Below are 21,848 nucleotides of genomic sequence, written 5' to 3' on the forward strand. Positions count from 1 at the left end.
GCTTTTTTATGCTGCCACTCCATTGTTTAAAGTAAACTAACTGCATTGCAACGAACGGATCTCGCTCCCTGGAGGTTTCGTTGTCTTTTATCTTATCAGGTGTGTTGATTTATGTTTATTTCAAAAGGTATGTACGGTTTTCGCGGCCAGCTTCGGATCGTCTTGTTGGTTTTCTTGTGTTTGATGACACTAATGATGGGAAATACCTCATTTGCACAAAATGTCCCGGATACGTTATCACAGCGCCTGATGGCCTGTACCTCATGCCATGGCAAAGAAGGTAAAGCAGCAAGCGATGGTTATTACCCACGGATTGCTGGCAAGCCAGAGGGCTATTTACTGAATCAGTTAAAAAACTTCAGAGATGGCAAACGCACTTATCCCTTGATGACCTATATGGTGGGAAATATGTCGGATGTCTATCTGCAAGAGATCGCCCATTTTTTCTCCGAGCAGCATCCGCCTTATCCAGCGCCTCAGAACATTGATGTGACGTCAGCAGTCATCGAGCGTGGCAGGCAGTTAGTGCAACGCGGCGATCAGGCCAGCAAGTTGCCTGCCTGTATTGCCTGTCATGGTGAGAAGATGACGGGTGTCGCACCATTTATTCCGGGCTTGCTGGGGTTGCCGCGAGACTATATCAATTCACAATTAGGCGCATGGCAAACCGGCAGCCGTCATGCGCAGGCGCCTGATTGCATGGAGCAGATTGCACGTAAATTGACTTCGCAGGATATCGCGGCCGTGTCAGCATGGCTTGCTTCGCAAACATTGCCAGCTAATCCGGTAGCGATTTCTGCCGCTGAGTTCAAGGCTAAGCGCCCTATGTCCTGCGGCACTATTCTTGAATAAGCGATTGATATGATGAAACGAATTTTTGCAAGTTTATTGCTAGTGCTGGCGCTGATTGCATCGGGCACTTTTTGGTACGGAACTCAGTTGGGCTCGCCTTTACCGGTAGACATGGGACAGACAGCAGGGACGACTGAGCATGCTACGGATCAGAGTGATCAGATTGCCCGCGGCGCTTATCTGGCGCGCGCCGGCAATTGTATGGGCTGCCATACGACCAGAGGTGGTGCTGCCTATGCCGGTGGTCGCTTGATTACCTCTGAGTTTGGTGATTTCGTTTCACCGAATATCACGCCGGACAAAAAAACAGGTATCGGCAACTGGACTTTTGGAGATTTCTGGAATGCTTTGCATAACGGTAAATCGAAGGATGGTCGCTTATTGTATCCGGCTTTTCCTTATCCTAGCTATACCCAGATTTCACCTGGTGATGCACAAGCGCTCTTCGCTTTTTTTCAGTCGATACCGGCAGTTGAGCGAGAGAGTCAGGCGCATGCGCTGCGTACACCTTATGATCAGCGCGGCTTGTTGGCATTCTGGCGCGCTTTATATTTTAAGCCCGGAGAATATCAGCAACAACCCGCACAAACCGTTGAATGGAATCGCGGTGCCTACCTGGTGAAAGGTCTCGCACATTGCGGTGCCTGCCACACCAGCCGCAATGCATTGGGTGCCAGTGATCTTAACAACGAGCTAGGCGGCGCTTATATGCCGGTGAGTAACTGGTACGCGCCATCATTGCTGGCGCAAGACGAGGCTGGAGTCCAGGCATGGCCAGCAGCACAGCTCAGTCAATTATTAAGAGACGGTATTTCAGCGCAGGCCCATGCATCTGGACCAATGGCAGAAGTCGTTGCCAACAGTCTGCAATACTTGAACGACAGCGACGTGCAGGCGATGACGGTATATCTGCAATCCTTGCCGAAAGTGACTACGCCCAAAGCGGACTTACTGGACCAGGCGATTGCCGGGCAGGGAGCTGGTAAAGAAGAGATGGAACGCATCATGTATCTCGGCGGCGCGCTCTACAAAACTCATTGTGTCGATTGTCACGGCGACAGCGGACGCGGCGCGCCACCGGTGTACCCAGCGCTGCAAGGAAATGCCGCCTTGCAAATGACATCGGTAGCGAATCCGGTGCGGATAGTACTGGCTGGCGGTTTTCCTGCTGCAACCAAAGGTAATCCGCGTCCTTACGGCATGCCGCCTTTTGCGCCGACCTTGTCAGATACCGAGGTCGCTCTGGTCATATCCTATGTCAGAAATTCATGGGGTAATAAAGCACCGGTGATCGGTGCGTCTGACGTGAACCGGTACCGCACGGCACCTCTGGATTGAAAGGGTACTCACTTCCTTTTCGTTCTTGCATCATTGCGCTTTATAATAACTCTGAGGAGTCCTTTTTCAATCTGCACAGAGAGGGACGACTTGATGATTTTCCCGATTTTGAAGCCGGGAAACCTGACCTGGCAATGACATCAAGATAACGACTAAAACGGAACTACACAAATTGACATCCGATTCCAGCAGTGCTGAGCAGCGCCGTTTGCAAATGGCCGATATTGCCCGTCTCGCCGGAGTCTCTACCTCGACGGTATCGAGGGCGCTGAGTGGCAGCTCTTTAGTGAATGATGAGACCCGTAAGCGGATCGAGGAACTAGCCCGGTCGCTAAATTACACCATCAATATTGGTGCGCAGAATTTGCGCTTAAAGCAAAACCGCACCGTGGCGGTAGTCGTTCCCTATGATTCTGCGACCCGGCAGCATTTGTCTGATCCGTTTTTCCTGAGTATGTTAGGCAGCCTTGCTGACGCTTTAACCGATCGCGGGTTCGACATGTTGTTGTCGCGGGTAGACGCAGAGCGCCTAGACTCTGCAGCGCAAATCTATGATACTGGCCGCGTGCTTGGCGTGATTTTAATTGGTCAGTGGCGTCATCACGATCAATTGAACCAACTCGCTGCGCGCCGTGTTCCGATCGTTGTCTGGGGTGCACAATTGCCGCAACAATTGTATGTAACCGTCGGTAGCGATAATGTCATGGGTGGTTTGTTGGCGACGGAGCACTTGATTCAGTCTGGCCGAAAGCATCTGGCTTTTTTTGGCGATACACAATTACCTGAGGTCGCGCATCGCTACGAAGGCTATTGCAAAGCACTGAGTCAACATGGGATCACTCTGGATGAGCGACTGGTAGTTCCGGCATCATTTATTGAGGAGGGCGGGCGCCTGGCGGTTGAGGAGTTATGCCAGCGTGGCATCGCATTTGACGGTCTGTTTGCATGCAGCGACTTACTGGCAATGACCGCAATTAACACCTTGAGAGAAAAAGGCTTTCAGACACCAGACGATGTTGCCGTAGTCGGTTACGACGATATTGAGCTGGCACGTTACTTCCATCCTCCTCTTACCACCGTGCGTCAGCCAATTGCACTGGCAGGGCAAGCCTTAGTCGACGCTTTACTGGTATTGGCAGATCAGCGCAATGCGACGCCACAGTTGCTCTCGACCGAACTTATTCCGCGCTCAAGCAGCCGTTCCGGCTAGATTTTCTATGTCATTCATATAGATAACTCAAAAATGCAATCGTTTGCATAAATTTCAAAAATACCTATTCTTTTTGAAATAAATAATCCGATTCAACGGCGTAATGCATTTTGCGTTGCAGCAAAAGCATGAGTGGAGCATTTTTTATGTTGCGTGGCTTATACAGAGATGCTCCGTATAATATTGAGATTTAGGCAGATTATTCGCGGAAAAAATCACCTGCTTCAACCATAAAAGATACAGGTAAAACAGTCTTCGCAGATAGACTGCAATTCAAAAATAGCACGATCAGCTTAAAAATTTCTTCTTTACATCAGATGTGGTCTTATTGCACTGCGCTATTGCAATCGATTGCAAAGAAAAATATTTTGCACGATAATTCACCACACCTGCACTACAAAAGATCTTCATCAATGTTTGCCATCAGATGATCGGAGAATCAGGCGAGGATTGCTGGAGGTCTTTTGTCACTGCTTTGCATACGCTGAATCACCAGCGTCCTGGCAAGCAGAAAAAAGGTGACGACACCGCCGGAACAAGTGCGCATTGTTTTGGACATAATGAATAAAACGGAGACTGTAATGACATCACAACGCATCAAAATGACACGTATGGCCAGCGTAGTATCGATGGCAATTTTTCAAATGAGTGCTGCCTGGGCACAGGAAGCGGCAACGAGTCAGGAAAAAGAAAAAAATTCGTTGAACCTGAATTCCGTGATCGTAACCGGAACACCATTAGGCACTTCCAAGATGAAGGCCAGCGTGTCGATCAGTACGCTTGATGCCGATCAGATTTCGCAATCAGCGCCGACGAATGCGGCTGAGATTTTGCGTGCGGTACCTGGTATTCGCGCCGAATCATCAGGTGGCGAAGGCAATGCGAACTTGACCGTGCGTGGCGTACCTATCTCTGCGGGTGGCGCCCGTTACGTGCAGTTTCAGGAAGACGGTTTGCCGTTATTGCAATTCGGCGATATCGCCTTCGTTACCCCTGATATGTATTTGCGTGCGGATGGCGGATTGAGCCATCTAGAGGTAGTACGGGGCGGAACTGCGTCAACGATGGCAACGAACTCGCCAGGCGGCATCATTAATTTTTTAAGCAAAAACGGTAGTGAAAAAGGCGGCAGCATCGGCATTACCAAAGGCCTGGATTTCAATCAGACCCGCTATGATTTTGACTACGGTGCACCGATCTCAGATAAGACCCGCTTCTTCATCGGCGGCTTCTACCGCAATGGTGACAGCTCACGTCCGGCAGGGATAACCGCTGAAGACGGCGGTCAGATCCGCGCCAATATGACGCATCAGCTGGACAACGGTTATGTACGTCTGAGTTTTAAACATCTGGATGATAAGTCGCCGATGAATATGCCAGTTCCAGTCAAAACGGTGAACGGCACGATCTCAGAATTGCCCGGCATCGACCCACGTACTGCGAGTTTTTACTCCCCTTACTGGACGCGCGATATCGTTCTGGATAAAAACAATAACAAGATTTCGACTAATATCAATGATGGTTTGCATGTAGTCAATAATGCTTTCGGTGCAGAAGCCTCATTGAAACTCGGTGGCGGCTGGACATTGGATGAAAAGTTTCGTAAGTCGACGAATACCGGACGATTCATTTCCATCTTCCCGGCAGATAACGGCACGACTTCAAGCGGGATGACATACGCAACCGGTCCGAATGCTGGTAAGGCGTATATAGGTGCCGCATTTAATGCGACAGTATTCAATACCTCGTTTGACGATCTCGGTAGTACTGTAAATGACGTCAAATTATCAAAAGTATTTGATACTGGGAATGGTAAGTTGGCAGCGACAGTCGGCTTATATTCGTCTATACAAAATCTTGGTGTAACGTGGAATTTCAACCAATATTTACTGCAAGCCAGTGGTGACAAGCCGGCTTTGATCAATTCGAGTGCGACGATCCCCGGTACCCAAGGTCAGCTCGCTCAGGGAACAGATGTTTTTGGTGGTTGCTGCAATCGCAGTATCGATGCGCAATACAAAACCAATGCGACTTACGCCAATCTGGACTGGGAAAGCGGTAACTGGAATCTTGACGGCAGCCTGCGCTACGATAAGCAAGATGCAACCGGCACTTATAATCAGGCAGTCAATCAGGCATATCGTGCCGCAAATGTGAAGTTCATCGACTATGGTGTAAATCACACATCCTATTCTCTTGGCGCAAACTATCGTCTGACACGCGACCTGGCATTGTTTGCCCGTGTCAGTGAAGGTATTGCATTCAATGCTGACCGCATCATGTTCGGCAATCCGCTAGATGGTACGACACCGATCAGTACCAATATCGTGAAACAGACTGAAGCAGGCGTGAAGTGGAAAACTGGCGATTTCAGTAGTTTCGTGACTTTGTTCCAGGCAAAAACCGCAGAGTCGAATTTTGAGGCGACCACCCAGAAATTCACTGCCAATACTTATGATGCAAAAGGTCTGGAGATTGAGGCAAGCTACCGTATGGATGCGTTCCGTATGACAGGTGGTCTGACTTATACCAATGCGACGATCGTAGGAGCAAATGATAGCTCCGTGATTGGTAAGACACCGCGCCGTCAGGCCAAGTTCGTGTATCAGATTGCACCGACTTATACCATCGGCGATGCAGTTTTTGGCGCTAGTGTGATCGGTACTACCAAATCCTTTGGTGACGACGGTAATACGCTGACTTTGCCTGGATTTAACGTCTTGAACGCCTTCGTCAATTATCAGCTGACAGAACGTGTGCAAGTGTCTCTGAGTGCGAATAATCTTCTCAATACCATTGGTTATACCGAGGTCGAAGGCGATGGACATGCAGCGCGTTCGATCAACGGACGCACGCTGCGTGCGACCTTGAAATATAGCTTCTGATTTCCTGCTACTCCAGCAGCTTTTTAGGCTCTCGTCACATTCACTCCCTGTGGGCGAGAGCCATTTTCTTTTTTTCTGATGTTTCTAAAGTCTGGTTCTTTTGATGAGTCCGCACGCTATTTTTGATCGTCTTCTTCAATCTCTGGTAGCACAACTGCCCTCAGATCAGCATTTTTTTATTACTTTGCGTTTTCAAAAACAGGCGCCAGTATTGATAGACAAGTTGCGTACTCTGTATCGTAATAAATTCGATAGTGAAGCTGGTTTTATCGATTGGCTAGAGCAGATGTTGCGTGCAACAGGATGCTTGATTGCTGATCGTCCTTTAGCATTGCGCACTCTGGATGAGCAGCGTAGTGGCAACAGGGAATGGTTTTCTTCGCAAAATATGCTGGGTTATTGTGCCTACGTTGATCGTTTTGCCGGAGATCTGCGTGGTGTTGCCGCACGTATTCCTCATTTGAAAAAATTGGGCGTCACGTACTTGCACTTATTGCCTTTCCTGAAGGCGAGACAGGGTGAGAACGACGGTGGCTTCGCGGTAGCTGATTTTGATGCCATCGAACCAAAACTCGGTACGATGGAAGACCTGCAAGAATTGACGACGCAGCTGAGATCTTCCGGGATTAGTTTGTGTTCAGATTTTATTTTGAATCATGTTGCTGATGATCATCCATGGGCAATAGCTGCAAAGCGAGGAGATGCAAGCTATTGCGATTATTTTTATCACTATCCGGACCGTATTCAGCCAGAGATTTTTGAAGCGAGTCTGGGGCAGGTTTTTCCTCAGGTGGCACCGGGTAATTTTAGTTTTATCCCAGAGATGCAGCAATGGGTATGGACAACGTTTTATCCGTATCAATGGGATTTGAATTACACCAACCCCGCTGTATTTGCCGATATGACGGTCGCTTTGCTACAACTGGCTAATCGTGGCGTAGAAGTATTTCGTCTCGATTCAACGGCTTTTCTCTGGAAGCGTGAAGCAAGCAATTGCATGAATCAGCCCGAAGCACACTGGATATTGCAGGCCCTGCGCTGCATCGTCGATATTGCCGCACCCGGCGTTTTGCTCAAGGCAGAAGCAATTGTCCCGACCGCAGAATTACCAGCTTATCTCGGCAGTCAGGACTCCGCGGTAAAAGAATGTCATCTTGCGTATCACAGTAGCCTGATGGCAGCGAGCTGGGCCGCGCTTGCCGAACAAGATGCCGATCTGCTACGCGCAGTTATTCAGGCGACACCGATATTGCCGGAGCAGGCAAGCTGGCTGACCTATGTGCGTTGTCATGATGATATAGGCTGGAATGTGTTACGTCCTGAGGCGAGTCATGGTATGCAAAATGTGCAGCAGCGGCTATCGCATGTGTCCAGATTTTTTTCTGGTGAAGACGCTAGCTTTGCGCGCGGTGCCAGCTTCCAGGCTAGTGATCCGGATACGGTGCATGGTACTGTGGGTATGGCGTCTGCGCTGGCAGGTCTGGCCAGTGCCAGTACGTCGCTGGAGCAAGAATACGCATTGCGACGCACATTATTATTGTATGGCCTGACACTGTGCTTTGGCGGCATGCCTTTGATTTATATGGGTGATGAATTTGCACAAATGAATGACGACGATTATCGTCTGCATGCAGGACATGAAAACGATAGCCGCTGGCTGCACCGACCTCTCTGGAATACGGAGTTAGAAATGACTGCTCATGACGTCAGTACGATTGCCGGAACCATGTTCCGCAGCTTAAGTCACTTGTTACTGCAACGGCGCGCTCTGCCGCAACTGGCAGCGCATCAGTCGCGTCGTTTGTTGTTGGGGGTACCGTCTCAGATACTGGCCTTTGTCCGAGGCACAGAGGATGAGGCTTTGCTGTATATGGCAAATTTTTCAGATCAGACGATCACATTAGATTTATTTTCTTGCGTGACGGACGCCGGGTTAAAAACGGCGCAATGTCTCTGGCGTAATCAGTTAGATCAGAGCATTCATGCTGATACGCTGACTTTGCAGCCTTGGTCGCAAGTCTGGCTGACCAGAGCAACAGATATGGTACAAAAAAAGACGCAGGAAATACATGTACAAGCGCTGCCACCAGATAACGCCGACAAGCCAGAGTCGCGTTCAACCACCAATGGAGTCATCGCGTGAACAACAAATGGAAGCCCGTCCTTATTTTTGGCGAAGCGTTGATCGATGATTTTCCCGGTGAACAAGTAGTGGGGGGGGCTCCGTTGAATGTGGCGCGTACACTCGCTTATTTTGGTGCTGATCCCCTGTTGATTTCGCGGATAGGCGGTGATGCAAATGCGGACCTGATCGTACACGAAATACAGCGCTTTGGTTTGCAACAAGACGGTATACAGATAGATGCTCTGCACTCTACCGGCAAGGTAGAGGTCAGGCAAAATGATGCAGGGAATAAGGCGAATCATCATTTTGATATTTTGCCAGATCAGGCCTATGACTATATTGAGTCCGGTGCAGCTCTGAGCATCCGCGACAAGCTTTGTCCTGATCATGATGCAGGTTTTATCTATTTTGGAACGCTGGCGCAGCGCATGGAATCCTCACGTAAAGCGCTATACGCATTGCTGGACAATACCCGTGCGATGACTTATCTCGATTTGAATTTACGTGCGATGCAAGTCAGTATGAGTACGATAGAACGTTCTCTGCATGCGGCGGACATCTTGAAAATCAACGAAGAAGAATTGCAGACATTAGTCAAGATTTATCTGCGAGATACGCACTACGCCACGCTGGATGTGAGCGACAGCGCACGCTCCTGGCAGGGCGGCATATCTTCGTTGATGACAATGTTTAAGTTACGCGCAATCCTGGTGACGTTGGGTGTTCGTGGCTATGCATATTTTGATCGTGACGGTGAGTACCTCAGTAATGGCGACGTCCAGATCGCGACGGAGCTTGTCGATACGGTTGGCGGTGGCGATGCATTCTCTGCGATTTTCTTACTTGGTTTACAGCAAGGCTGGAGCCTATCACTGACCTTGCAGCGGGCACACCAATTTGCGGCAGCTATTTGTGGTGTGCGCGGAGCTGTCGCAAGTGATATGCAATTTTACGAACAATGGCAGTCCAGATGGACGGCAGAGTCAGTGGAGAAAAATACTGGCAAGGGAGCCATCGCATGAATCAGATAAACAGTCAGCAGAGTTTTGGCGGTGTTGTGAAACCTAAACCTGGCTTATCTTTCTGGCAGATTTTGAATATGAACTTCGGGTTCTTTGGTATTCAATTCAGCTTTGGTTTGCAACAAAGCAGTATGAGCCCGATTTATGCCTATCTCGGTGCTGATGAGGCCAGTTTGCCGTACCTGTGGCTCGCCGGACCAGTGACCGGTCTGATCGTGCAACCTTTGATTGGCGCGATGAGTGACCGCACGGTGACGCGCTGGGGACGACGCACGCCATATTTTCTGGTCGGCGCACTGCTGTGTAGTCTGGGTTTGTTGTTGATGCCGTTTAGTCCGACTTTGTGGATGGCTGCCAGTTTGCTGTGGATACTGGATGCCGCCAACAACGTGACGATGGAGCCGTATCGCGCTTTTGTCAGCGACAAGCTCGATAAAAGTCAGCATTCGATCGGCTTTCTGACGCAGAGCGCATTTACCGGACTGGGGCAGACACTCGCGTATCTGACGCCGTCGATTCTTGTCCTGCTAGGGATGAGTCGCGATGCAGTAAATGACAATCATATTCCGCATATTGTGATCGCTGCATTTTTGATTGGCGCCGTGTTTTCTATCGCCTCAATTTTATGGACACTGAAAACCTCTCCTGAAATTCCGTTAAGTCAAAGTGAGATCAAGGTCTTGCAAAACAAGCCAGGCGGCTGGCGCGCGACGCTGACGGAAGTAGCGCTGGCGATGAGGGAAATGCCGCCGACCATGCGCCAGTTAGCTTGGGTTAAATTGTTTCAGTGGTATGCCATGTTCTGCTACTGGCAGTACATTATGCTGTCATTGGGACGGACGATTTTTGGCACCAGCGATCCAAGTTCTCAGGGATTTCGTGAGGCTGGATTGTTGAATGGACAAATCGGTGCCTTTTACAACTTCATCGCATTTGTCGCAGCATTTGCCCTGGTGCCATTTACCCGCCGCTACGGGCCGAAGCTCACACATGCGTTGTGTTTGACACTGGCAGGTCTGGGAATGCTGAGTATTCCCGGGATTCACACACCTGCTTTATTATTTATCCCGATGATCGGTATTGGCATGGCGTGGGCTAGCATCATGGGCAATCCCTATGTGATGCTGGCGGGTAGCATCCCAGCAGAGCGTACCGGGGTGTATATGGGAATCTTCAATATGTTTATCGTGATTCCCATGATTATTCAGATTATTACTTTGCCCCTGTATTATCAGCGCTGGCTGGGTGGCAATCCTGAAAACGTGATTCGCTTAGCCGGTGTTCTGCTCATCTGCGCTGCGTGTTCGGTCGGCTTTGTGAAGCTGCAAGCCGACGCTGGCAAAGAGACGTCAGTATAGTGGCAGCATCGTAGTAGTAAGGCAGCAGTAAAGCGCGTTGCCGCACGTCACGGTATTCTTGTTTACTGTTGCAATGACCACTGTAATGGTTTGCCATTCTTATCGGTAACCGTGGTCATTTCTTTATACACACGTGCTTGGATCGCATCAGGCAGGCGCACCAGATCGACGTTATTGACCAAATGATCGCCGTTTAAAAATCCCCAGGAAAAGAACTTCAGCACTGCAATCGTCTTTTCTGGCGTAGCAGACACCTGAGGCACAATCACAAAAGTTCCCATCGTAATTGGCCAGACGTTGGGGCCAGACTTATCGGTCAGCATTTCGTCAAAACTGGCCTTGCTCTTCCACTGGCTCGCTGTCAACGCCGCAGCGAAACTCTCCGCTGACGGAGGCAAAAATTTACCATCACGATTTTTCAATTGCACAGCGGTCAATTTATCCTGCAAAACATAGTTGTAATCGATATAGCTGATGGCATAGGGCGTTTTTTTGATGCCCGCCACAATACCGCTACTTCCTTTGATCTGCGTCAAGTCCTTATGCCATGCGATGGTGAAATTTTTGCTGTAGGCTATTTTCCAGTCTATGCTGACTTTACTCAAATAATCTGTGTAGTTATAGGTTGTACCAGAGCCGTCCTGACGTACGATAACTTCGATGTTTTTCGCTGGCAGATTGATTGCCGGATTGATGGCAGCGATCGTCGCGTCATTCCACATGGTGATTTTTCGTGAAAAAATCCCGGCGAGGATGTCACCCGTCAGTTTCAGATCCCCTGATTTAATACCGGGCAAATTCACGACAGGTACGACCCCCGAGATCGCGGAGGGAAATTGAATCAATTGTTCTTTTTTTAGGTCGGCGGCGCTCATTGCGACGTCACTGGCACTGAAATCAACTTCTCTGGCTTTAATCTGCTTAATCCCGCCGGATGAACCGACGGGTTTGTAATCGAGCGTATCGACTGATTTCTTGGTATAGGCTTGAGCCCAGATATTGTAAAGCGGCGCTGCAGCAGAGGAACCTGCGCCATTCAGGGTAGCGGCGCTGGTGCTGACAGATAGCGCAGACAACAAGAGGGATAGCCCGATGACAGGCGCAATACGATAGAGAGATTTCATGGTGTTCAGGGAGCTGGTAAGAGGTGTTCAGTAACGCGGATCGGTGAAGTAAAGCAGGATTACAATCAATAACAGACCGTATTATCTCGCAAATTCAGAATCCGGCTTGAAAAGACCTTGTCATGCAGAGGTCATTTAATTCAATTAGTTTATACAGATAGAAAGAAATGACATTTGTAGAATTGAGATAAATAGTTTATATTATTTGTATATTTAATTCATGGAGGTGTTTATGGCTACTGCCCCGAGTAAAAAAACAGCAACAACGGACAAACCGCTTGCTAAAGCTGCCGGTAAGATTGCGGTAGTTCCCGCCAAAAAAATTGCAACTGCCGCTAAATTAGTCGCGACTCCTGCTGATAAGCCAGCAAGTAAACCTGTAACGAAGCCAGCGACTAAGCCAGCTGCCAAGCCGGCGACTAAATCAGCGGCTAAGAAAACGCTTGCTAAGGCCAAGCCAGTCGTAAAAAGCGCTGCCGCTAAGTCATTGAAACCAGCAGCATCGAAGCCTGCATCAGCTAAACCGGTCGCAGCCAAAGCAGCGGTAGCCGCAACCGCGAAGGTGAAAAAAGAGAAACTCGTACGTGATAGTTTCACCATGCCTGAGTCTGAGTACGAGGTCCTCAGTTCCGTGAAAAAAGCCTGTCTGAGCGCCGGAATCGAAGTGAAAAAGAGTCAATTGCTGCGCATAGGTCTGGTCTTGCTGAATAAAGCCAATGTGACAGAATTGAAGACCCTGATCAATGCGCTGGTGCCATTGAAGGCTGGACGTCCTAAGAAAGACAAATAAATCGCTTTGCGAAAGTAAGTGAATAAGTGAAAAAAATGACGAAAAGGAAGACATAGTCGCGGTGCTTTCATCGTCTGATAGAGCAGGCATATACCCCTTTGTCTGGAACACTTATCGGCAATTTGCGTCATTGCTTCACTTAGTTGTCTTACTGAGTTACATCACTAAGTTACTGCATTAAGTTACCTCAATAAGTTACCTCAATAAGCAGGCTCGCCTTAACCGCGAGCCTGTTGTATTTTTGCCTGTCATAAAACCGACATCAAACTGTCATCTTGTTGAAGTAATCCTCCATTAATCTTCGTCCGTCAAAATGCTAAACACAAAAAGGACGACGCATGAGATTACTCACGATACCTGCGGATGCCAATCCGAGTTTTTCTAAACTCAGCCTGAGTCTGGCGAGTACCGCCAAAGAAGTGAAAGAAGTTCAACGCCTGCGCTACAAGGTTTTTATCGAAGCGATGGGCTTGTCGGCACTCAGTAACCCTGACGGTCTCGACAAGGACGAATTTGATGAACACTGCGATCACCTGATCGTACGTGACACCAAAACTTTAAAAGTCGTCGGTACTTACCGCATCCTCGGTCCGAATGCAGCGCGTCATATTGGCCGCTATTATTCTGAAACAGAATTCGACTTATCCCGTCTTCACAATATCCGCGGCAGTATTGCCGAAGCAGGGCGTGCCTGCATCCATCCTGACTATCGTAGCGGCGCTGTCATCATGCTGCTCTGGGCTGGACTGGCTGCATACATGCGCCGTGAGCGTTGCTCGCACCTGATTGGCTGCGCAAGTATTAGCCTGACTGATGGTGGTCACAATGCAGCGGCGATTTACCGGAATTTTAAAGAGGCTGATTTCTCCCCTCTGGAATATCGTGTTACACCACTACTGCCATTTCCGTATGAAGAGATGGATGCCACGCATGAGGCACGTATTCCACCGCTGCTGAAAGGCTATCTGCGTGCTGGTGCCTGGGTCTGCGGTGAACCGGCATGGGATCCTGATTTTCATTGTGCTGACCTGTTCGTGATGTTGCCCTTGTCGAATCTGGATGATCGCTATGCCAAACACTACGGTACTGAGGAGATAGCAAAATGAAACCTGGCGACCACTTCCTGAATCAGAAATTGTTTAAAACCAGTAAAAAAGACGTCATACGTTTTCGTAGTATCTGGATATCTGATCTGCATTTAGGAACGACTGGTTGCCAGGCAGCGCGCCTGCTCGAATTTTTACAGGCGACAGAATCAGAGACCCTGTATCTGGTCGGCGATATCATTGATGGCTGGCAGCTCAAGCGTCGCTGGTACTGGGATCAGACACATAACAATGTCGTACAAACCGTATTAAAAAAAGCCAAGAAGGGAACCAATGTTATCTTCGTTCCCGGTAATCACGATGAATCGATCCGGCAATTTATCGACTTGGATTTTGGTGGCATCAAAGTCAGAGATGAACTGGTGCACGTTACGGCACAAGGCAAACGCATGTTGGTGCTGCATGGCGATCGCTTCGACGGTGTAATCGCCTGCGCTAAATGGCTGGCTTATGTTGGTGATAGCCTGTACACCGTCATTCTGAAATTCAATCAGGTCTTTAACAACTGGCGCGCTCGCGCTGGTTTGCCATATTGGTCACTCTCACAATATCTGAAGCTCAAGGTCAAAAACGCCGTCAGCTACATCAGCTCTTTTGAAAATGCACTGGCCGATGAAGCACGCAAGCGCGATCTTGATGGTGTGATTTGCGGACACATTCACAAGCCTGAAATCCGTGATATCGACGGCGTCCTTTACTGTAACGACGGTGACTGGGTAGAGAGTTTATCCGCACTGGTCGAGGAGGCGAATGGCGAGCTGCGGCTGGTCAGCTGGCACGACATCATGCAGGTCAATCATCCTGCATTACTATCAGAACCTGAATTGGTGAATGCCTGATCCACTATGTTTTATGCGCCTTTCAGGCCAAAATGCCTTGGAAAGGCCGATGGATAGTGCGGAATGGTTTTTGGGAATTTGTAAAAAACTCTAAATTAAAAAATCACTTTTTGTCCGACTTGCACAAAAACGAAGACCTTTCACCACAGAGATGCCGAGACACGGAGATACAGAGAAAAAGACAGGAGTAAGCGATCCCATAAAATATTGATTCAGGGAGTTAGAAGTTCCCTTTTCAAATTGCCAGATCGTATCAGGTGGAGTGGTGTAATCCTGACCCAATCAGATCGGCTGAACTTGCTGGGCCGCCGTCTTTATCCCAGTAAAACAACCAGCCAGCCTCGGAGAAATGTGTGACTCTGCGCGCAATGAATAGCATTGCCTGTTGCACCGCTTGCCAGCTATCCACCCCATAAATCCTTGATGGATGCAAGTCGAGTATTCCAAGTGATACTGTGCAACCCCAGTCAAGATGATCCCTCACGGGAGCGGCAATGCCTAAGATCAGTTCAGCACCCGCACCGTCGGGTGATACCGCATACCAGCGGCGTTCTAATAAAAAATTGCTCGTGACCAGATTCTTTCCCTTCAATTGGTTTCTGCATGGCTGGCAGGCTTCACTTCGTTGAATAGAATTTTATTGGAAAAAGGGTCCGTCAAACTCATGACGCGATCGCCCCATGGGGCGATTTCGATACCCGGTTTATTGTATTTATAGATCTTTTGAGACAATTCCTGGTACAGCGTATCGATGTCCGGCGTATTCACAAACACCTTGCTTCCCGGGGTGCAGTCGCCAGAGTGTTCACTTAGGTGAAAAACTAAACTGTCTCTCGATACTTGCATATACAGAGGGAAATCTACCTCAAATCGATGCTCCCAATCGATATTCATACCGAGAAATTCGATATAAAACTGTTTCGCTTTTTCTTCATCAAAGATACGCAAAACGGGAATGCTTTGGAAGTTCATCGTCTATCCTTCTTCATACATCATTCAGGAGATTGATGATAGCGCAGTAGCGCGATCAGGAACATGAACATGACCACAACTGCGACTATGAACCTCAGGCTATTTAATCACCAAGTCTGGCGACATGATCGCTTTCAGATAGGTTTGTATGCCTGCTTCGCTGTCTTCTTTGGCGCGTTGCTTCTGGCTGATCCACCAGACGTTGCCTTTGCGTACGGAGCAGTCTTGTTGTGCCGGCGCGATCAGGCGGGCGGCTACCTGGCCCAGCGTAGGCTGGTGGCCGACAATGAGGACTGGTTCGCGGCTGTTGGGCCAGTTTGCGGCCTGGAGCAGGGCGTCGGCATCGGCTTCAGGGCCGATTTCGTAGATGACTTTGAATTTGCGGTCGAGTGCCGCCATCGTCTCGCGGGTTCTGACCGTGGGGCTGACCAGAATGCGGCAGGTTTCTGGCAGATTGCTGTCTAGCCAGTAGGCCATTTTGTTGGCCTGTTTGATCCCTTTTCCTGTGAGCTTGCGGGCGCTGTCTGGCATGCCGGGAGCGGCCAGTTCTGCGTCGGCATGGCGCCACAGGATCAGGTCCATCTTATTCCCCGTCCGTGTCCGATAAGGAACCCAGGCGCTGCATCAGACTTTGCTGAGCACAGATTGACGCTTGCTTGGTGCGGGCTTTTTTGCGGTGATAGTCGCCGTCGCTGTCGAGTGTCCAGGCGTTGACATTGTCCTTGAGATAGGGATCAAGACCTTCGGTGATAACACGTTTTTTCAGGGATTTATCCAGGACCGGGAACGCGACTTCAATACGGCGGAATAGATTGCGGCTCATCCAGTCGGCGCTGGCGAGATGCACGTCGTGAGCGAGATCGTTGCGGAAATAATAGATGCGGCTATGTTCCAGAAAGCGGCCGATGATGGAGCGCACTTTGATGTTTTCTGATAAGCCGGGGACGCCGGGACGCAGCGCGCAGGCACCACGCACGATCAGGTCAATTTTGACGCCGTCGGCTGACGCCGCATACAGCGCACGGATCACGGATTCATCAAGCAAGGCATTCATCTTGGCGATAATCCGTCCCGGCCTGCCAGAGCGGGCAATCTTGGCTTCGTTACGGATGGCTTTGATGATTTGCGGTTGCAAGGCAAATGGTGCCAGCCACAAATAGTCGAGTTTTTTCGGTTTATTCAGGCCAGTCAGATGGATGAATACTTCGTTTACCTCAGCAGCAATCGCCGGATGTGCCGTCAGCAGACCAAAATCCGTATAAAACTTGGTCGTCGACGGATGGTAATTGCCAGTGCCCAGATGCGCGTAATGCCGCAATGCACCACCTTCTTCGCGACGGATCACTAGAGCCAGTTTGGCGTGGGTCTTTAATCCGACCACACCGTAGACCACCTGTGCACCAGCGCGTTGCAGGCGATCTGCCCAGTTGATATTGGCTTCTTCATCAAAGCGCGCCATCAACTCGACCACGACAGTGACTTCTTTGCCGTGGCGTGCGGCGGTGATCAGCGACTCCATCAGATCCGAATTCATGCCAGTGCGGTAAATCGTTTGCTTGATTGCTACCACCGCCGGATCGAGCGATGCTGAGCGGATGAAGTCGATCACTGTCTGGAAAGGCTGAAACGGATGATGCAACAAAATATCTTGTTTACCGAGCAGGGTGAAGATGTCGGCGTGTGTGTATTTGGAATTGATCTTCGCAGAGAACGGCGGGAAGCGCAGATTCGGCTGCTTGACATGATCCACCAGCTCAGACAGGCGCACCATATTGACCGGGCCATCGACCGGATATAACCGGTCCCGATTAAGCGAGAATTGCGACAACAGAAACTGCGCAAGATCGTCCGGACAGTTTTTAGCGACTTCCAGACGGACGGCTGCGCCAAACTGACGCGTCTGTAATTCGCCTTGCAAGGCCTGACGCAAATTTTTCACTTCTTCTTCATCGACCCACAGATCACTATCGCGTGTTACGCGGAATTGCGAATAAGCGAGAACTTCACGTCCGTTGAATAAATCGCCGATATGCGCATGAATCACCGATGACAGCAGGCAGAACGATAAACCTTTATCTGACAACTCATCCGGCAGCTTGATCACCCTTGGCAGGACGCGCGGAGCCTTGACAATGGCAATCGCAGTACCGCGGCCGAAGGCATCTTTACCAGCCAGCGAGACGATAAAGTTCAGACTCTTATTCACTACTTGCGGGAAGGGATGGGCGGGATCGAGGCCGATCGGGGTCAGCAGCGGTTTTACCTCGCGTTCAAAGTAGGCCTTGACCCAGGCTCTTTGTGCTTCGTTTCTATCGGTGTGGCGCAACAGGTGTATATGTTTGCGTGCCAGTTGCGGCAAAATTTCCTGATTCAGGACTTCGTATTGACGTTTGGCGAGCTCATGACATTCTTTATTAATCCTGTCCATCATCGCGACGAAGGCCGGATGTTGCGCCAATTCGCCATCTACGGTGTTCTGTGCCAGCAGGCTTGCAACCCGGACTTCAAAGAATTCATCGAGATTGCTACCGACGATGCACAAATAACGCAAGCGCTCCATTAGAGGAATAGTTTTGTCCTCGGCCTGTGCCAGTACCCGCCAGTTAAAAGCGATTTGTGACATCTCGCGATCAAGGAAAATCGCTGATCGCGGTAATTCCTGATGTGTTGTCATAGAAGTCGCAGGCTTGACCTGAGTGCTTTGCTCAATCGGTTCGACAGGCGTTGCCACTGATTCCGCCGGCGGGTTGGGGGCTTTCTGATCTTGCATGTTTGCTCGCGTGTCATAGAGACCGTCATATAGGTGCAGTGGATTGTAAAGAGGCAATATGACAAGTTTATGACAATTAATGACATACTAATCCTGTATTTCATCAAATATTATTGTGCGTCATAATCCTGTCATATTTGACTTGTAAAGTTCGCTGCGTAATAAATCAGTTATAAACCAGCAGTAATGGACCAGATCCAGACCGCTACGTGTTATTTAACCCCGAGGTGAATATGCAACTCAATCGACTCTTTACATCTTTGATGATCGCGTTTGTTACAGCGACAGCATCCGTTTCAGCAGTTCAAGCCGCCGACATGACCGGCGCAGGTGCGACTTTCCCTTATCCTATTTATGCAAAATGGGCAGAAGCTTACAAAAAAGCAACGGGTAACGGCCTCAACTATCAATCCATCGGTTCCGGTGGTGGTATCAAACAGATTAAAGCAAAGACAGTCGATTTCGGCGCGTCTGATATGCCTTTGAAGCTCGAAGAATTGGATGCAGAAGGTTTGACGCAATTCCCGGCAATCATCGGTGGCGTGGTGCCGGTTGTCAATCTGGACGGTATCGCTCCGGGCAAAATGAAGATGACAGGCGACGTACTGGCGGCCATCTACATGGGCAAAATCACAAAATGGAATGCACCGGAAATCGCTGCAATCAATCCAGGTCTGAAACTGCCAGCAGAAGAAATCACTGTAGTACATCGCTCTGACGGTTCAGGCACTACATTCCTGTGGTCCGATTACCTGTCTAAAGTCAATCCAGAATTCAAAACAGTCGTTGGCGCAAGCACTGCGGTCAAATGGCCAGTAGGTCTGGGCGGTAAGGGTAATGAAGGCGTTGCCGCTAACGTACAGCGTATTAAGAACTCCATCGGCTACGTTGAATATGCTTATGTTAAGCGTAACAAAATGATTTACACCTTGTTGAAAAATGCAGATGGTCAATTCGCTGAACCAGATGATGAAAACTTCAAAGCGGCAGCCGCAGGTGCAGACTGGTCTAAAGCCCCAGGCATGTACCTGGTGTTGACTAACCAGCCTGGCAAAGTCACATGGCCTATCACTGGCGCGTCGTTCATCTTGATGCACAAAGCTCAGGCTGATGCTGAAAAAGGTAAAGAAGTATTGAAATTCTTTGACTGGGCATTCAAAAACGGCGGTGCAATGGCAACGGAACTGGAATATGTGTCCCTGCCACCAGCGGTAGTCAAGCTGATCGAAGATAGCTGGAAAGCAAAAGTCAAAGACGCATCTGGCAAGGCAATCTGGTAATTAGTTTGATCGATTGATCGGCACTTGATGATGAATTTCCATCATCAATGTGCATGATTCAACTAAGTAAAAGCAGTAAAGCTAGCAGTACAAAGCAAAGTGGAATCCGCGGTTGAGAGCGGTATCCACTTTGCCCATAGTGTCAGAAGTTCCGTAAGACTCAGAACAGCCCCTGAACGATTACCCGAACTACTTTAATGAGATGGAATTGTGTTCCATGCAGATACAACAACCTTCGATAGCCATGTCCACGCCCACTTCTCCAGCCAGCCCAAGCACCCTCCAGAACCACTCTCAGGTTGCTGCTTCGGCGCAATCGGCAGAAGTCAATATGGTCGCGGTCATGCGACGTCAGCAATGGCAAGATTTTATCTTCCACAAGCTGACATTCAGTTTTGCTCTATTCGTATTGGTGGTGCTGATCGGCATCATCATTTCCCTGATTATCCGTGCCTGGCCGGCTATGCAAGAGTTCGGCCCCGGATTCGTGACAACCATTGAGTGGGATCCGGTCAATGATAAATATGGCGGTCTGATTGCGATTGTCGGCACGCTCGCCACTTCGGTGATCGCGCTGCTGATTGCTTTCCCGGTCAGTTTTGGTATTGCCTTGTTTCTCACCGAAATTTGTCCGCCATGGCTCAAGCGTCCGCTCGGCACAGCGATTGAATTGCTGGCTGGTGTACCAAGTATTATTTACGGCATGTGGGGCTTGTTCGTATTTGCGCCACTATTCTCTGAATACATACAGCCTGCATTGCACAACACGCTGGGTAAATTGCCCGTCATCGGCGTGATGTTCTCCGGTCCTATGATCGGTATCGGTATTCTGGCGGCAGGCGTGATTCTGGCAATCATGATTATTCCGTTCATCTCCTCCGTCATGCGCGATGTGTTTGAAGTCGTTCCTCCGGTATTAAAAGAATCTGCCTACGGCCTCGGTTGCACTAAATGGGAAGTCGTCCGCAAAATCGTTTTGCCTTACACCAAAATCGGTGTCGTCGGCGGCGTCATGCTCGGTCTAGGCCGCGCCCTTGGCGAGACCATGGCGATTACCTTTGTGATCGGTAATGCGCATAAATTATCTTGGTCCCTGTTCGCAGCAGGTAACAGTATTGCTTCGACTCTCGCGAATGAATTTGCTGAAGCGGAGACAGTGCTACATACCTCATCCTTGTTCTTGCTGGGTCTGATCCTGTTTGTGATTACCTTTGTCGTGCTGTCGGCTGCCAAGCTGATGCTCCTGGGTTTAAGTAAAAAAGAAGGTGCAAAATGAGCGACAACTACCTGGCGGCAGCGCCTTTGCCGTTGAATTCTTCTCCAGATAATCCTGTTTATAAACGTCGTCTGCTGACGCACAAAATCGGTATCGCCTTATCTTCGCTGGCGATGGCCTTGGGTGTGTTCTTTCTGATGTGGATACTGGCGACCTTGCTGATCAAAGGTTTTTCGGCAATTAGTCTGGCAATGTTTGTCGACACCACACCGGCACCAGGCAGTGATGGTGGCGGTCTGATGAATGCGATTGTCGGTAGCTTTATGATGGTCGGATTTGCGACACTGATTAGTACGCCGATTGGTATTCTGGCCGGTATTTATCTCGCAGAGTATGGTGATAAGAGCTGGTTCGGCGGCGTCACGCGTTTTGTGACAGATATTATGTTGTCTGCGCCCTCGATTGTGATTGGTTTGTTCGTGTATGCAATCTATGTGTACAACGTCAAACATTTTTCTGGTTGGGCCGGTAGTCTGGCGATCTCACTGATTGCGATCCCTGTGGTAGTTCGCACTACCGATAATATGCTGGGTTTGGTGCCAACCAGCTTGCGCGAAGCCGCATTTGCGCTAGGTGCGCCACGCTGGAAAGTCGCTTTGCTGATACGTTTGCGCGCAGTCAAGGCAGGTGTCATTACCGGTATCTTGTTAGCGGTGGCGCGTATCTCCGGCGAGACGGCACCCTTGTTATTCACCGCCCTGAATAACCAGTTCTATAACGGTAATATGAATAAGCCGATGGCGAATTTGCCCGTCGTGATCTACCAGTTTGCAATGAGTCCTTACGACAACTGGCGTGAGCTGGCTTGGGGTGGCGCCTTGCTGATTACGTTTAGTGTGTTGGGACTGAATATTCTGTCACGCACGATGTTCAACCAAAAAGTTCAGAACTAATTTCCTTG

At 49.4% G+C, this 21,848-nt stretch carries 18 protein-coding genes; 13 read left to right on the forward strand and 5 right to left on the reverse strand.

Annotation, left to right across the window (positions count from 1 at the left end; all coding sequences use genetic code 11):
• Positions 1-111: 111 nt before the first annotated feature.
• The 7 genes from ACO0K3_RS14670 (at position 112) to ACO0K3_RS14700 (ending at position 10,790) form a co-directional block, all read left to right on the forward strand.
• Positions 112-852, forward strand: a complete 741-nt coding sequence (locus ACO0K3_RS14670; RefSeq protein WP_422985817.1) for a c-type cytochrome — start codon at positions 112-114, stop codon at positions 850-852.
• A gap of 9 nt (positions 853-861) precedes the next feature.
• Positions 862-2,190 (forward strand): c-type cytochrome, encoded by a 1,329-nt coding sequence (locus ACO0K3_RS14675; protein ID WP_422985819.1) that lies wholly within the window; start codon positions 862-864, stop codon positions 2,188-2,190.
• A gap of 172 nt (positions 2,191-2,362) precedes the next feature.
• Complete coding sequence (locus ACO0K3_RS14680) at positions 2,363-3,400, forward strand: LacI family DNA-binding transcriptional regulator (RefSeq protein ID WP_422985821.1); 1,038 nt, start codon at positions 2,363-2,365, stop codon at positions 3,398-3,400.
• A 581-nt stretch (positions 3,401-3,981) separates the two neighbouring features.
• Entirely contained in the window at positions 3,982-6,285 is a 2,304-nt protein-coding gene (locus ACO0K3_RS14685) for a TonB-dependent receptor domain-containing protein (RefSeq protein WP_422985823.1), read from the forward strand.
• A gap of 103 nt (positions 6,286-6,388) precedes the next feature.
• The gene (locus ACO0K3_RS14690) at positions 6,389-8,428 is read left to right on the forward strand and encodes an alpha-amylase family glycosyl hydrolase (RefSeq protein ID WP_422985825.1); all 2,040 of its coding nucleotides are present in this window, start codon (positions 6,389-6,391) and stop codon (positions 8,426-8,428) included.
• A complete protein-coding gene (locus tag ACO0K3_RS14695) occupies positions 8,425-9,432 on the forward strand; it encodes a PfkB family carbohydrate kinase (RefSeq protein WP_422985827.1) in 1,008 nt (335 codons plus the stop codon). Before ACO0K3_RS14690 ends, ACO0K3_RS14695 begins: the two co-directional genes overlap by 4 nt.
• Positions 9,429-10,790 carry an MFS transporter gene (locus tag ACO0K3_RS14700; protein ID WP_422985829.1) on the forward strand — a complete coding sequence of 454 codons (1,362 nt, stop codon included), beginning with the start codon at positions 9,429-9,431 and terminating at the stop codon, positions 10,788-10,790. Before ACO0K3_RS14695 ends, ACO0K3_RS14700 begins: the two co-directional genes overlap by 4 nt.
• Positions 10,791-10,852: 62 nt before the next feature.
• On the opposite strand, the gene pstS (ACO0K3_RS14705) is transcribed toward ACO0K3_RS14700, so the two are convergent.
• Positions 10,853-11,914, reverse strand: coding sequence for a phosphate ABC transporter substrate-binding protein PstS (gene pstS / locus ACO0K3_RS14705; RefSeq protein ID WP_422985831.1), 1,062 nt, complete (start codon positions 11,912-11,914; stop codon positions 10,853-10,855).
• A gap of 232 nt (positions 11,915-12,146) precedes the next feature.
• On the opposite strand from pstS (ACO0K3_RS14705), the gene ACO0K3_RS14710 reads away from it, so the two are divergent.
• The 3 genes from ACO0K3_RS14710 (at position 12,147) to ACO0K3_RS14720 (ending at position 14,649) form a co-directional block, all read left to right on the forward strand.
• On the forward strand, positions 12,147-12,704 hold the full coding sequence (locus ACO0K3_RS14710) for a hypothetical protein (protein ID WP_422985833.1): 558 nt from the start codon (positions 12,147-12,149) through the stop codon (positions 12,702-12,704).
• A 338-nt stretch (positions 12,705-13,042) separates the two neighbouring features.
• Entirely contained in the window at positions 13,043-13,810 is a 768-nt protein-coding gene (locus ACO0K3_RS14715) for a GNAT family N-acetyltransferase (RefSeq protein WP_422985835.1), read from the forward strand.
• On the forward strand, positions 13,807-14,649 hold the full coding sequence (locus ACO0K3_RS14720; protein ID WP_422985837.1) for a UDP-2,3-diacylglucosamine diphosphatase: 843 nt from the start codon (positions 13,807-13,809) through the stop codon (positions 14,647-14,649). The genes ACO0K3_RS14715 and ACO0K3_RS14720 overlap by 4 nt, the downstream gene beginning before the upstream one ends.
• Before the next feature lie 253 nt (positions 14,650-14,902).
• Here ACO0K3_RS14720 and ACO0K3_RS14725 read toward each other — a convergent pair whose 3' ends face one another.
• The 4 genes from ACO0K3_RS14725 to ppk1 all read right to left on the reverse strand — a co-directional run bounded on the left by ACO0K3_RS14725 (position 14,903) and on the right by ppk1 (position 18,295).
• Positions 14,903-15,241: a DUF6968 family protein gene (locus ACO0K3_RS14725; protein ID WP_422985839.1), complete on the reverse strand. Its 339-nt coding sequence runs from the start codon at positions 15,239-15,241 to the stop codon at positions 14,903-14,905.
• Entirely contained in the window at positions 15,238-15,621 is a 384-nt protein-coding gene (locus tag ACO0K3_RS14730; protein ID WP_422985841.1) for a glyoxalase superfamily protein, read from the reverse strand. Before ACO0K3_RS14730 ends, ACO0K3_RS14725 begins: the two co-directional genes overlap by 4 nt.
• Before the next feature lie 99 nt (positions 15,622-15,720).
• Entirely contained in the window at positions 15,721-16,203 is a 483-nt protein-coding gene (gene sixA, locus ACO0K3_RS14735; RefSeq protein WP_422961664.1) for a phosphohistidine phosphatase SixA, read from the reverse strand.
• Position 16,204: 1 nt separating this feature from the next.
• Positions 16,205-18,295, reverse strand: coding sequence for a polyphosphate kinase 1 (gene ppk1, locus ACO0K3_RS14740; protein WP_422985971.1), 2,091 nt, complete (start codon positions 18,293-18,295; stop codon positions 16,205-16,207).
• A 359-nt stretch (positions 18,296-18,654) separates the two neighbouring features.
• Between ppk1 and pstS (ACO0K3_RS14745) the strand changes: the two genes are divergently transcribed.
• The 3 genes from pstS (ACO0K3_RS14745) (at position 18,655) to pstA (ending at position 21,840) form a co-directional block, all read left to right on the forward strand.
• Entirely contained in the window at positions 18,655-19,671 is a 1,017-nt protein-coding gene (pstS, locus tag ACO0K3_RS14745; protein ID WP_422961690.1) for a phosphate ABC transporter substrate-binding protein PstS, read from the forward strand.
• A 331-nt stretch (positions 19,672-20,002) separates the two neighbouring features.
• Positions 20,003-20,947 carry a phosphate ABC transporter permease subunit PstC gene (gene pstC, locus ACO0K3_RS14750; protein WP_422957234.1) on the forward strand — a complete coding sequence of 315 codons (945 nt, stop codon included), beginning with the start codon at positions 20,003-20,005 and terminating at the stop codon, positions 20,945-20,947.
• Positions 20,944-21,840 (forward strand): phosphate ABC transporter permease PstA, encoded by an 897-nt coding sequence (pstA, locus tag ACO0K3_RS14755; protein ID WP_422985843.1) that lies wholly within the window; start codon positions 20,944-20,946, stop codon positions 21,838-21,840. The genes pstC and pstA overlap by 4 nt, the downstream gene beginning before the upstream one ends.
• The last annotated feature ends 8 nt before the right edge of the window (positions 21,841-21,848 follow it).

It is taken from the genome of Undibacterium sp. Rencai35W (genome assembly GCF_049340185.1).
Classification (GTDB): domain Bacteria; phylum Pseudomonadota; class Gammaproteobacteria; order Burkholderiales; family Burkholderiaceae_D; genus Undibacterium.